Origin of the sequence: Mycobacterium avium subsp. avium (genome assembly GCF_009741445.1) — a bacterium.
Taxonomy (GTDB): Bacteria; Actinomycetota; Actinomycetes; order Mycobacteriales; family Mycobacteriaceae; genus Mycobacterium; species Mycobacterium avium.
Window position 1 is genome coordinate 1,277,691 of the sequence record NZ_CP046507.1, and the last position, 12,140, is coordinate 1,289,830.

Below are 12,140 nucleotides of genomic sequence, written 5' to 3' on the forward strand. Positions count from 1 at the left end.
CGCCCGGCGTGCGCTATGCCTGTAGGGGACCAGCGAGCCGGTGAAGCGAGGATCTGATGACGGAGCAGTCCGAGGGGCCGCAGCGCCCGTTGATCGGGTACATCACCCATGACATCGCGCCGCCGATCGCCCCCGCGCCGATCGGGCGCGCCTGGATGTCGCAGATGCGCCAGGGCTGGCCGCACCGATGCCTGCCGATGTTGATCGCAAACCAGAGCGGCTGGGAGGTGCGCAACCGCAGCGCCTTCACCGCGACGTGGATGGGCGGTGATGATCGCACCAGCCTGACGATCGTGCCCGACACCCGTGCCAGCGGTCAGTTTTTGCCGGACAGTCACTTCGGCTTCGGCATCCTGACCTGGCATCTGCCGATCCTGTTCCGCACCCCGCCGGGCTACAACCTGTTGGTCCGCGGACCGGCCAACCATCCCAAGGACGGGATATCGCCGTTGGAGGGCATCGTCGAAACCGATTGGTCCAGTTCGAGTTTCAGCATGAACTGGAAATTCACCCGGGAATTCATGCCGGTGCGGTTCGAGGTGGACGAGCCGATCTGCATGATCGTGCCGCAGCGGCGGGCCGAGCTGGAGGAGTTCGCCCCGGAACTGCGGCCGATCGAGTCCGACGAAGAACTGCACCGCAAGCACGAGTTCTTCCTGAGCTCGCGCGGCGCGCTGGGGCGCGAGCAGGAAGTGGCCGACGAGCGCGTGCCGTGGCAGGGCGACTACACCCGCGGCCGGCACAGCGACGGCGAACCCGGGGCGCCCGACCACCAGACCCGGCGCCGTCTGCGTTCGTTCGTCGCACGCCCGGCCGTCGGGCCGCCACACCCCGACCGCGCTTAAGGTTGGGTCATGCCGCTTTCAGGTGAATACGCACCCAGCCCGTGGGATTGGTCCCGCGAGCAAGCCGACAAGTACGTCGCATCGGGCGGGGCCGAGGCCGCCGACATGAAGGGCAAGCCCATCATCGTGCTGACCACGGTCGGCGCCAAGACCGGCAAGCTGCGCAGGACGCCGCTGATGCGGGTCGAGCACGACGGGCAGTACGCCGTCGTCGCCTCGCTCGGCGGGGCGCCGAAGAACCCGGTGTGGTACCACAACATCAAGAAGAACCCCCGGGTCGAACTGCAGGACGGCCCGGTCACCCGGGAGTACGACGCCCGGGAGGTGTTCGGCGAGGAGAAGGCCGTCTGGTGGCAGCGGGCCGTCGAAGCCTGGCCCGACTACGCCGAATACCAGACCAAAACCGACCGCCAGATCCCGGTGTTCGTGCTGACCCCGGTCGCCTGAATTCCGTAGTTGACCAGCCCGCATGGCACCATTAGTCCGTGTCCGCCGAATTAAGCCAGTCCCCGAGCGTCGCGCCGCTTTCAGCGGCTGACATCGACGACGCGGCCAAGCGGATCGCCGCGGTGGTCACGCCGACCCCGTTGCAGTTCAGCGACCGGCTGTCGGCGATCACCGGCGCACAGGTCTACCTCAAGCGCGAGGACCTGCAGATCGTGCGCTCCTACAAGCTGCGCGGCGCCTACAACCTGCTGGTGCAGCTGTCCGAGACGGAGCTGGCCGCGGGCGTGGTGTGCTCGTCGGCGGGCAATCACGCCCAGGGGTTCGCCTACGCGTGCCGGATGTTGCAGGTGCACGGCCGCGTCTACGTGCCGGCCAAGACGCCGCTGCAGAAGCGGGACCGGATCCGCTACCACGGCGGGGAGTTCATCGAGCTGATCGTCGGCGGAACCACCTACGACCAGGCCGCCGAGGCGGCGCTGGCCGACGTGGCGAGCACCGGCGCCACCCTCGTCCCGCCCTATGACGATCTGCGCACCATCGCCGGCCAGGGCACCATCGCCGTCGAGCTGCTCGACCAGCTCGACACCGAGCCGGACCTGGTGGTGGTCCCGGTGGGCGGCGGCGGCTGCATCGCCGGCATCACCACCTACCTCGCCGAGCGCACCGACACCACCGCGGTGCTCGGTGTCGAGCCGGCCGGGGCCGCGGCGATGATGGCCGCCCTGGCGGCCGGCGAGCCGGTGACGCTGGACCACGTCGACCAGTTCGTCGACGGTGCCGCGGTGCGGCGGGCCGGTGACCTGACCTATGCCGCGCTGGCGGCCGCCGGCGACATGGTGTCGATCACCACGGTCGACGAGGGCGCGGTGTGCACCGCGATGCTCGACCTCTACCAGAACGAGGGCATCATCGCCGAGCCCGCGGGCGCGCTGTCGGTCACCGGGTTGCTGGAGGCCGACATCGAGCCCGGTTCGACGGTGGTCTGCCTGATCTCCGGCGGCAACAACGACGTGTCGCGCTACGGCGAGGTGCTGGAGCGGTCCCTGGTGCACCTGGGCCTCAAGCACTACTTCCTGGTCGACTTCCCGCAGGAGCCGGGCGCGCTGCGCCGGTTCCTCGACGAGGTGCTCGGCCCCAACGACGACATCACGCTGTTCGAGTACGTCAAGCGCAACAACCGGGAGACCGGCGAGGCGCTGGTGGGCATCCAGTTGGGGTCCTCGGCCGACCTGGACGGCCTGCTGGCCCGGATGCGGGCGACCGAGCTGCACGTCGAGACCCTGAAGCCGGGCTCGCCGGCCTACCGCTACCTGCTGCTCTAAATCCGATACATGCCCCCACCGTATGGACCCGGTCATGCCGGTTTCGGGCTGGTCAGCGCCGCCGTCCTCGCGTCGCTGGTGCTGCTGGGGTGGGCGGCCGTGTGGATCGCCCGGCGCGCCGGCCCGTTGCAGCGGCTCTGGCAGCGGACGACCCACAACGCCGTGGTCGATGAGGCGCTGGCCTGGCTGCGCGACCGGATCGGCGATCGGGGGCGGGCGCTGACGCGCCGCTTTCCGGTGAGCGAGATCGCCGGTGTGGCATTGCTTCTCGGGCTCGCGGCGGTCGCGTTGCTGGCGGTCGGCTTCACCGAAGTGCTCGACGACGTGCTCGAGGGCGACGGCATCGCCGTCATCGACCACCCGGTGACCCGATGGCTCGCGGACCACCGCGATCTGTGGCTGACCACCGTCCTGCAGGCGATCACCGTCGCGGGCGGCCCGCTGTTCCTGGCCGCGCTGGCCCTCCCGATCTCCGTGGTCGCCGCGTGGCGGTCCCGGTCGTGGCGACCCGTGCTGCTCGCGGTGGTGGCCGGCGCCGGGGTCCCGGTCATGCTGTTCACCGCCAAGGCGCTGGTGGGTCGCCATCGCCCCCCGCTGCCGTTCGCCCTCGTCGACGCCGACGGGTACTCGTTTCCCTCCGGGCACGCCACCGGCACCGCGGCGATGATGGCCATCTCCGCGTGGCTGCTCACCCGCTGGCTGATTCCCGGGTGGACCGGGCGGGTGCTGGTGTGGGCGCTCGCCATCGGCGCGGTCCTGCTGATCGGGTTCTCGCGGATCTACCTCGGCGTCCACTACCTCAGCGACGTGCTCTCCGGCTGGATGCTGGGCACGGCCTGGGCGTTCGCCGTCATGCTCGTCGGAACCTGGTGGGACAACACCCGCCCGGCCCGCGAGCGGCAACGACAGGTGTGAGTCGCCGCTACCCGAGGTAGCCGGGCAGCGGAACGGCCGGGTCGAGGTCCGGCGCCGGCACCGGCGGGCCGGCGCTCAGCTGCAGCGGCACCACCCCGGCCCAGTGCGGCAACAGGAGGTCCTGCGGATCGTCGACCGGCGGGCCGCTGCGCACCTTGGCCGACACCTCGGCCAGGTCGAGCGCGAGCACCCCGGTGGCGGCCAGTTCCCGGGCGTCGGGGGCCCGGCAGTCGGCGGCGCGCCCGGGCGCGATGTGATCGAGCAGGCTGCTCAGCGCCCGCGACTTCTCCGCCGGATCGTCGACCACCCGCGCGTCCCCCAGCACCACGACCGAGCGGAAGTTCACCGAGTGGTGCATCGCGGCGCGCGCCAGCACCAGGGCGTCGACCAGCGTGACGGTGACGCAGATCGGCAGTCCCGCCCCCGCGGCCGCGGCCGCCCTGGCCGCCAGCACCGGCCCGCCGCCCGTCGAACCGTGCAGGTACAGCGTCTCGCCGCGGCGCGCGTGCGTCGTCGGCAACACCACCGGGCGTCCGCCGCTCAGGTAGCCCAGATGGCAGATCAGCGCCTCGTCCAGGATGCGGTGGACGGTGCGGCGGTCGTAGCGCGCCCGTTCCCGGTAGCGGGTCGGCGTGCTGCGCGGCGTCGGCTGGTAGTCGGCTTCGGTAGACATGGATATTGTCCTAGTACATAATCTATCGTGTGGCGGTGCAAAAGAGCATAACCGGGACGGGCGCGGAATCCATAGCCGCCAGCATCGAAGCGGCCATCTCGGCCGGCTCGCTGGCGCCCGGCGATGCGCTGCCGCCGGTCCGCGAGCTGGCTGCGCGGCTCGGCGTGAACGCCAACACGGCCGCGGCGGCCTACCGCCTGCTGCGGCATCGGGGCGCGGTCGAGACCGCGGGCCGGCGCGGCACCCGGGTGCGGCACCGGCCGGCGACCACCCCGCGATCGCTGCTCGGGCTCGACGTCCCCGCCGGCGTGCGCGACCTGTCGACCGGCAACCCGCACCCCGCCCTGTTACCCCTCGCCGCCGCCGCGCCGGCCCGCCCGGCCTCCGGCCGCGCGGTCCTCTACGGCGAGCCGGCCATCTCGCCGGCGCTGGGGGAGTACGCCCGGGCCGCGCTGTCCGCCGACGGCGTGCCCGCCGATCACCTGGCGCTGACCAGCGGCGCGCTGGACGGCATCGAGCGCGCGCTGACCGCACATCTGCGTCCCGGTGATCGCGTCGCCGTCGAGGATCCGGGCTGGGCGAATCTCCTCGATCTGCTTGCCGCACTCGGGTTTTCGGCCGAGCCGGTGCGGGTCGACGACGACGGGCCGCTGCCCGAGGACCTGGCCCGCGCGTTGGGCCGCGGTGCGCGGGCGCTGGTGTTGACCACGCGCGCGCAGAACCCGACCGGTGCCGCGCTGTCGGCGGAACGCGCCGCGGCGCTGCGAGATCTGTTGTCCGGGCGGGCCGACGACGTCCTGCTCGTCGAAGACGACCACTGCGCGGGCATTTCCGGTGCGGCCCTGCACCCCGTGGCCGGCTGCACCACGCATTGGGCGTTCGTCCGCTCGGCGTCCAAGGCCTACGGCCCCGACCTGCGGGTGGCGGTGCTGGCCGGCGACCAGCGCACCGTGGATCGGGTGCACGGCCGGTTGCGGCTCGGCCCGGGCTGGGTCAGCCACGTCCTGCAGCAGCTGGCCGTCGAATTATGGTCCGACACAGCGGCATCCGAGCTCGTCGCGACGGCCGAGCGGCGCTATGCCGACCGCCGCCGCCGGCTGTGCGTCGCGCTGGCCGAGCGGGGTGTCGACGCGCACGGCCGGTCCGGGCTCAACGTGTGGGTTCGCGTTCCCGACGAGGCGGTCGCGGTATCCCGGTTGCTCGGCGCGGGCTGGGCGGCCGCGCCGGGTGCCCGGTTCCGGATGCAGACGCCGGCGGGCATCCGCATCACCATCGCCGACCTGACACCCGACGAGATCGAACCGCTCGCCGACGCCGTCGCACAGGCGGTGCGCCCCAGCGGGCGGCCCATCGTCTGACCGCGGATCAGGCGCCGTCGCCGGGCATGTCGATGCCGGGGCCCTTCCACAGCATCTCGATGCTGGCGTGCGGGGGTACGTCGTGGCGCACCGGGCGCCGGGCGCCGCGGCGGTCCGGTTTGCACGAGCAGATTCGTCGCAGTCGGTGGCCGAATTCAGAATGACTCATGGCCGCATCATGCGGCGCGATGCCGCCCGCCCGCCATCAGTTATCCACAGGCTGCCCCGGCGTCGACAGAATCGCGAACGAATGGCCTTGCAATACCGTGGTGTCAGCGTCGACCGTCGGCTCGTCCCAGGCCAGCATCAGCTCGCCGCCGACCGGGACCGTCACCGGCTCGGCACCCAGATTGCACACGATGCGCAGCCGGCCCCGGGCCAGCACGATCCAGCGCTGATCCTCGTCGTAGTCGACGGTGAGGTGCTCCAGCCACGGATCGGCGAGGTCGGGATCGTTGTGCCGCAACGCGATCAAGTCTCGGTACAGCCGGTGCAGGCGGGCGTGCTCGCCCGTGCCGACCTCGTCCCAGTTCAGCTTGGACCGGGCGAAGGTCTGCGGGTCCTGCGGGTCGGGGATCTCCCCCTTCTTTGAGGCGTCCCATCCGTGTTCGGCGAACTCGGTCTTGCGTCCCTCGGCGGTGGCCCGGGCCAGCTCCGGTTCGGGATGCGAGCTGAAAAACTGGAACGGGGTCGAGGCCCCATACTCCTCACCCATGAAAAGCATTGCGGTATACGGCGATAGGAGCGCCAGGACCGCTTTGACGGCCAGTTGCCCGGCGGTCAGGTTCTGCGACGGCCGATCGCCCAGGGCGCGATTGCCGACCTGGTCGTGGGTGCAGGTGTAGGCCAGCAGCCGGGTGGCCGGGATGCCGGTCTGCGCGGAGGTGTCCAGCGGCCGCCCGTGCCGGCGGCGCCGGAACGACGAGTACGTCGCCGCGTGGAAGTAGCCGTGCCGCAGCGTGTGCGCCAGCGTGGCGATGCTGCCGAAATCGGCGTAGTAGCCCTGGCGTTCGCCGGACACCGCGGTGTGGATGGCGTGATGAATGTCGTCGGCCCATTGCGCGGTCAGGCCGTAGCCGCCGCGTTCGCGCGGGGTGATCAGCCGCGGGTCATTGAGGTCGCTCTCGGCGATCAGCGACAGCGGACGCCCTAATTGTGTTGCCAGCCAGTCTGTTTCGGTGGCGAGCTCCTCGAGGATGTGGATGGCGGTGGTGTCCACCAGCGCGTGGACGGCGTCCAATCGAAGACCGTCGGCGTGGAAATCGCGCATCCAGCGCAGCGCGCATCCGATGATGTAGCGGCGCACCTCGTCGGAGTCGGCGTCGGCGATGTTGATGCCCTCGCCCCACGGGTTGCTCGCCGACGACAGGTAGGGGCCGAACCGCGGCAGGTAATTGCCGGACGGGCCGAGGTGGTTGAACACCGCGTCGATGAGTACGCCCAAACCCCTTGCGTGGCAGGCATCGACGAAGCGCACCAGCCCGTCCGGGCCGCCGTAGGGTTCGTGCACGCTGTACCACAGCACCCCGTCGTAGCCCCAGCCGCGGGTACCGGCGAACGAGTTCACCGGCATCAGTTCGACGAAGTCGACGCCCAGGTCGACCAGATAGTCCAGCTTCTCGATGGCCGAGTCGAAGGTGCCGGCCGCGGTGAACGTGCCCAGGTGCAGCTCGTAGATCACCGCGCCGTGGGTCGAGCGGCCCGGCCAGGCGGAGTCCGTCCAGGTCGCGGCGGCCGGATCCCACAGCTGCGAGCGGGCGTGCACCCCGTTGGGTTGGCGCGGCGAACGCGGGTCGGGCAGCACGGTGGGGTCGTCGTCGAGCAGGAAGCCGTAGCGGGCATCCGGCGCGCAGGCCACCGCGGCGTGCCACCACCCGTCGTCGGTGCGTGACATGGCGTGCGGCCGGCCCTCGACGTCCAGTCGAAGCCGCGCGGGTTTGGGTGCCCAGACCCGGAATTCGGTCTTCTGCTCAGTCATGGTGTCGCTCCAGCAGCACGACGGGCAGTTCGGCGAACAACTGCGCGGCCGACGTCGGCCCGTCCACGACGCTGCCGGTGAGGGCGTCCTTCCAGGTGCCGTCGGGCAGCGGCAACACCGTGTTGCCCCAACCTTTTTCGGCCAGCCGGACGGTCCAGCGGGTGACCGCCACCACGATGTCGGCGCCGCGGGTAAAGGCCAGCACGTGGTCGCAGGCGTCCCCGTCGGCGAGCAGGGGGGCGTAGTCGCCGTGCAGGAAGGTATCCGGATGGGCCCGCCGCACCCGCAGGGCGGTGGTGACCACCCGGATCTTCGGATGCTCCAACGCCTGCAGCGCGGCGCGCCGCGCCCGGTAGTCGACCGGGCGGCGATTGTCCGGGTCGACCAGGCTGTCGTCCCACAGCTCGGTGCCCTGGTACACGTCCGGTATCCCGGGGACCGTCAGCGCCAGCAGCTTCTGGGCCAGCGCGTCGCTGGAGGCATGGGGATTGAGTTGGGCGACAAGCTCGGTCAGCTGCCCGGCGACCGGACCGTCCAGCACGGTGTCCAGCCACCGGTGCACCGCCTCCTCGAAGGCGGCGTCCGGGTCGTTCCACGAGGTGTGCCAGGCCGCTTCCCGGATGGCCTTCTCGGCGTAGCCGTGCAGCCGCTCGCGCAGCGCGGCGGTGACCTCGCCGGTGACCGGCCAGACGCCGAAGATGTTCTGCCACAGGAATTGTCCGGTCGCCGGGTCGGGGGAGGGGGCGGCGACCTCCCAGCGGGCGACGAACTCGGTCCACAGCGACGGCACCTGGGACAGCACCCCGATGCGGGCCCGGACATCCTCGCCGCGTTTGGTGTCATGGGTGGTCAGCGTCGTCATGGTGTGCGGCCACAGCCGGGCGCGGGTGGCGGCGCTGTGATGGAACTCGGCCGCGCCGACGCCGAAGCGGTGCGGCTCGCCGCCCACCTCGTTCAGCGACACCAGCCGGGCGTCGCGGTAGAACAGGCAGTCCTCGACGGCCTTGGCGGTGACGGCCCCGCAGAGTTGCTGCAGCCGGGTGGCCGGCTCACCGCCGCGGGCCAGCGCGGCGGCCAGCACCTGCAGCGCCGGGCCCAAGTGCGGTGCCGCGGACTGAGTTTCGGCCAGGGCGGTGGGCAGCAGTGCGACCAGGCCGGGGTAGTCGCAGCGGTACACCCCGATGTTGGTGAGCAGCGCGGCGATCGCCTCGGGCAGCAGCGGGTGATCGACGCCGGCGGCGGCCGCGATGCTGCGGCGCAACCGGCCCAGTTCGCTGGCCAGCGTGACCGTGGCGGCATGGATCTTGAGCTCGGCCAGCATCTTTGGCATCGCTTGGTAGTCGACGCCGGAGGAGTCCACCAGCGCGGTCAGCGCCGGGGCGCCGTTGGGATCCAGCAGTACGCCGCCGATTTCGCGCAGCACGTCGTAGCCGGTGGTGCCGGCGACCGGCAGGGTGGGCTCGAGCGCCTCGTCGACGGCCAGGATCTTCTCGATCACGATCCAGGCGTCCGGGCCGACGAGTTCGCGCAACCGGGCCAGATAGCCGCACGGATCGGACAGGCCGTCGGGGTGGTCGATGCGCACGCCGTCGACGAGCCCCTCGGCGAACCAGCGCCCGACCTCGGCGTGGGTGGCGTCGAACACCGCGGGGTCCTCCTGCCGCAACCCCGCCAGCGAGGTGATCGAGAAGAACCGGCGGTAGCCGCAGACGCCGTTGCGCCAGCCGACCAGCCGGTAGTGCTGGCGGTCGTGCACCTCGGGCCCGGTGCCGCCGGCGGTGCCCGGCGCGATCGGGAACGCCAGATCGCCCAGCCGCAACAGCTCCCCGTCCACCGTGAGGTCGGCGGCGTCGTCGTCGGAGCCCAGCACCGGCAGCACGATCCGGCCGTCCTCGTCGAGATCCCAGTCGACGTCGAAAAACGTTGCGTACGGCGAAGAATGGCCGTTTCGCAGCACATCCCACCACCACGGGTTCTGCCGGGGCGCGTCGATCCCGACGTGGTTGGGCACGATGTCGACGACCAGACCCATGCCGCGGGCCCGGGCCGCCACCGACAGCCGGGCCAGCCCGTCGCGGCCGCCGAGCTCGGCCGACACCGTGGTGGGATCGGTGACGTCATAGCCATGGCTGGACCCCGCGGTCGCGGTCATGATCGGGGACAGATACAGATGCGTCACCCCGAGGTCGTCCAGATAGTCCAGCAGGTGTTCCGCGTCGGCAAAGGTGAACGCGAACCCGCTGGACTCACCGCGCAGCTGCAGCCGGTAGCTGGATAGAACGGGTAAACCCATGCGTCACAACGTCTTACGCAATATCAGCAGCGAACGCGAGGGCAGCGTCAGCTCCTCTTCGGCGTGCACCACCAGCGGCTCGGCGCCTTCTTTGCGGCCGGTCGGTTCGTTGGTGTCCAGTTCCACCGTCCACTCTTTCGCGTAGTCGCCGCCCGGCATCACGAACTGCACCGGTTGCTCACCGGCGTTGAAGCACAACAGAAACGAGTCGTCGACCACCCGCTCGCCGCGGGCGTTGGGCGCGGTGATGGCGTCGCCGTTGAGGAAGACCGCCACGCATTTGTGGAAGCTCTGCCCCCAGTCCTCGTGCGTCATCTCCCGGCCGCCGGGTGTCAGCCAGGCGATGTCGCGCACCTCGTCGCCGCTGCGGATCGGTTCGCCCTCGAAGAACCGGCGCCGGCGGAACACCGGATGCTTGGTGCGCAACGTGGTGGCCCGGCGCGCGAACGCCAGCAGGTCGGAATTCTTGTCGACCAAAGACCAGTCCATCCAAGACAATTCGGAGTCCTGGCAGTAGACATTGTTGTTGCCGTTCTGGGTGCGGCCGAACTCGTCGCCGTGCGCGATCATCGGCGTGCCCTGGCTGACCATCAGGGTGGCCCAGAAGTTGCGCATCTGGCGGTAGCGCAGCTCGGTGATGTCGGGGTCGTCGGTGGGGCCTTCTACACCGCAGTTCCAGGATCGGTTGTGGCTTTCCCCGTCCCGGTTGTCCTCCCCGTTGGCCATGTTGTGCTTCTCGTTGTAGGACACCAGGTCGTTCAGCGTGAACCCGTCGTGCGCGGTGACGAAGTTGATGCTGGCGCTGGGACGGCGGCCGGTCGCCTCGTAGAGGTCCGACGACCCGGTCAGCCGGGACGCGAACTCGCCCAGGGTTGCGGGCTCACCCCGCCAGTAATCGCGCACAGTATCGCGATACTTCCCGTTCCATTCGGTCCACAAACCCGGAAAATTCCCGACCTGGTAGCCACCCTCGCCGACATCCCACGGCTCGGCGATCAGTTTGACCTGGCTGACGATCGGATCCTGCTGCACCAGATCGAAGAACGCGCTCAGCCGGTCGACGTCGTGCAGCTCGCGGGCAAGGGTGGCGGCCAGGTCGAAGCGGAATCCGTCCACGTGCATCTCGGTGACCCAGTAGCGCAGCGAGTCCATGATCAGCTGCAGCACGTGCGGGTGGCGCGGGTTGAGGCTGTTGCCGGTGCCGGTGTAGTCCTTGTAGCGCCGCAGGTCGGTGTCGACCAGCCGGTAGTAGGCGGCGTTGTCGATGCCGCGGAAGTTGATGGTCGGGCCCAGGTGGTTGCCTTCGGCGGTGTGGTTGTAGACCACGTCGAGGATGACCTCGATGCCGGCCTCGTGGAAGCTGCGCACCATGGACTTGAACTCCGCGACGCTGGAGTTGCGGTTGGCGGCGTACTGGTTGTGCGGGGCGAAGAAGCCGAATGTGTTGTAGCCCCAGTAGTTTCGAAGTCCCAGATCGAGCAGACGCGAGTCGTGCATGAATTGGTGCACCGGCATGAGCTCGATCGCGGTGACGTTGAGCGACTTGAGGTGGTCGATGATCGCCGGGTGCGCCAGCCCGGCGTAGGTGCCCCGCAGCTGCTCGGGGACGCTGGGGTGGGTCTGGGTCATGCCCTTGACGTGCGCCTCGTAGATGACGGTTTCGTGGTAGGGCGTCAGCGGGGCCCGGTCCGATCCCCAGTCGAAGAACGGGTTGCTCACCACGCTGGTCATGGTGTGGCCCAGCGAGTCGACCATGGGCGGGATCCCGGGGTCGGCGTCGTCGCCGCCGGCCGCGACGGCCTTGAGGTCATAGGAGAACAACGCCTGGCCGTAGGTGAAGTCGCCGTGAAAAGCCTTGCCGTACGGGTCGAGCAACAGCTTGCTGGGGTCGCAGCGGTGACCGGCCGACGGTTCGAACGGTCCGTAGACGCGAAACCCGTAGCGCTGACCGGGGTTGATGTTGGGCAGATAGGCGTGCCAGACGTAGCCGTCGACCTCGTCCAACGGAATCCGGGTCTCGGCGCCGCGGCTGTCGATCAGACACAACTCGACCTTCTCGGCGATCTCGGAGAACAGGGAGAAGTTCGTCCCGGCGCCGTCGTAGGACGCCCCCAGCGGGTAGGGGCTGCCCGGCCAGACGGTAGGCACCTCGGGTTGGTGAGTACCGCCGCCTGCTGCTGAAGCGGGTTCGTTGCTTGACACCTCTTGACCTTATCCGCGCCGCGCGGCGCTCACGAAGGTTGCGGCCGTGCTGCGGTGGGAAGCACGCGCGGGCCGCGTGGACATATTTCGGGGTATTTCGAGGCGGC

10 protein-coding genes are annotated in these 12,140 nt (G+C 70.1%); 5 read left to right on the top strand and 5 right to left on the bottom strand.

Features of this window, described 5'->3' with window-relative positions; translation table 11 throughout:
• Positions 1–56 precede the first annotated feature (56 nt).
• Genes MAA44156_RS06130 through MAA44156_RS06145 form a run of 4 tightly spaced genes read left to right on the top strand, consistent with a single transcriptional unit; the run spans position 57 to position 3,529 of the window.
• Positions 57–845, top strand: coding sequence for a DUF6065 family protein (locus MAA44156_RS06130; protein ID WP_009977439.1), 789 nt, complete (start codon positions 57–59; stop codon positions 843–845).
• 9 nt (positions 846–854) lie between these two features.
• The gene (locus tag MAA44156_RS06135) at positions 855–1,292 is read left to right on the top strand and encodes a nitroreductase family deazaflavin-dependent oxidoreductase (RefSeq protein WP_009977437.1); all 438 of its coding nucleotides are present in this window, start codon (positions 855–857) and stop codon (positions 1,290–1,292) included.
• Positions 1,293–1,330: 38 nt separating this feature from the next.
• Complete coding sequence (gene ilvA / locus MAA44156_RS06140; protein WP_003876174.1) at positions 1,331–2,614, top strand: threonine ammonia-lyase; 1,284 nt, start codon at positions 1,331–1,333, stop codon at positions 2,612–2,614.
• Positions 2,615–2,623: 9 nt separating this feature from the next.
• The gene (locus tag MAA44156_RS06145) at positions 2,624–3,529 is read left to right on the top strand and encodes a phosphatase PAP2 family protein (RefSeq protein ID WP_009977435.1); all 906 of its coding nucleotides are present in this window, start codon (positions 2,624–2,626) and stop codon (positions 3,527–3,529) included.
• Between the two features lie 7 nt (positions 3,530–3,536).
• On the opposite strand, the gene MAA44156_RS06150 is transcribed toward MAA44156_RS06145, so the two are convergent.
• Positions 3,537–4,202: a pyridoxamine 5'-phosphate oxidase family protein gene (locus MAA44156_RS06150; RefSeq protein ID WP_009977434.1), complete on the bottom strand. Its 666-nt coding sequence runs from the start codon at positions 4,200–4,202 to the stop codon at positions 3,537–3,539.
• A gap of 29 nt (positions 4,203–4,231) precedes the next feature.
• Here MAA44156_RS06150 and MAA44156_RS06155 point away from each other — a divergent pair, with 29 nt between their 5' ends.
• Entirely contained in the window at positions 4,232–5,560 is a 1,329-nt protein-coding gene (locus MAA44156_RS06155) for an aminotransferase class I/II-fold pyridoxal phosphate-dependent enzyme (protein WP_121035603.1), read from the top strand.
• 7 nt (positions 5,561–5,567) lie between these two features.
• On the opposite strand, the gene MAA44156_RS23255 is transcribed toward MAA44156_RS06155, so the two are convergent.
• Genes MAA44156_RS23255 through glgX form a run of 4 tightly spaced genes read right to left on the bottom strand, consistent with a single transcriptional unit; the run spans position 5,568 to position 12,033 of the window.
• Positions 5,568–5,729, bottom strand: a complete 162-nt coding sequence (locus MAA44156_RS23255) for a hypothetical protein (RefSeq protein WP_009977430.1) — start codon at positions 5,727–5,729, stop codon at positions 5,568–5,570.
• 36 nt (positions 5,730–5,765) lie between these two features.
• Entirely contained in the window at positions 5,766–7,538 is a 1,773-nt protein-coding gene (gene treZ / locus MAA44156_RS06160) for a malto-oligosyltrehalose trehalohydrolase (protein WP_009977429.1), read from the bottom strand.
• On the bottom strand, positions 7,531–9,831 hold the full coding sequence (gene treY / locus MAA44156_RS06165) for a malto-oligosyltrehalose synthase (RefSeq protein WP_009977427.1): 2,301 nt from the start codon (positions 9,829–9,831) through the stop codon (positions 7,531–7,533). Before treY ends, treZ begins: the two co-directional genes overlap by 8 nt.
• A gap of 3 nt (positions 9,832–9,834) precedes the next feature.
• Positions 9,835–12,033 (bottom strand): glycogen debranching protein GlgX, encoded by a 2,199-nt coding sequence (gene glgX / locus MAA44156_RS06170; protein WP_011725328.1) that lies wholly within the window; start codon positions 12,031–12,033, stop codon positions 9,835–9,837.
• Positions 12,034–12,140: the final 107 nt, after the last annotated feature.

Excerpts from the sequence above, each read along its gene's own strand:
- MAA44156_RS06130 (WP_009977439.1), top strand. The coding sequence starts at position 57 with ATGACGGAGCAGTCCGAGGGGCCGCAGCGCCCGTTGATCGGGTACATC.
- MAA44156_RS06135 (WP_009977437.1), top strand. The coding sequence starts at position 855 with ATGCCGCTTTCAGGTGAATACGCACCCAGCCCGTGGGATTGGTCCCGC.
- MAA44156_RS06145 (WP_009977435.1), top strand. The coding sequence starts at position 2,624 with ATGCCCCCACCGTATGGACCCGGTCATGCCGGTTTCGGGCTGGTCAGC.
- MAA44156_RS06150 (WP_009977434.1), bottom strand. The coding sequence starts at position 4,202 with ATGTCTACCGAAGCCGACTACCAGCCGACGCCGCGCAGCACGCCGACC.
- MAA44156_RS23255 (WP_009977430.1), bottom strand. The coding sequence starts at position 5,729 with ATGAGTCATTCTGAATTCGGCCACCGACTGCGACGAATCTGCTCGTGC.
- treZ (WP_009977429.1), bottom strand. The coding sequence starts at position 7,538 with ATGACTGAGCAGAAGACCGAATTCCGGGTCTGGGCACCCAAACCCGCG.
- treY (WP_009977427.1), bottom strand. The coding sequence starts at position 9,831 with ATGGGTTTACCCGTTCTATCCAGCTACCGGCTGCAGCTGCGCGGTGAG.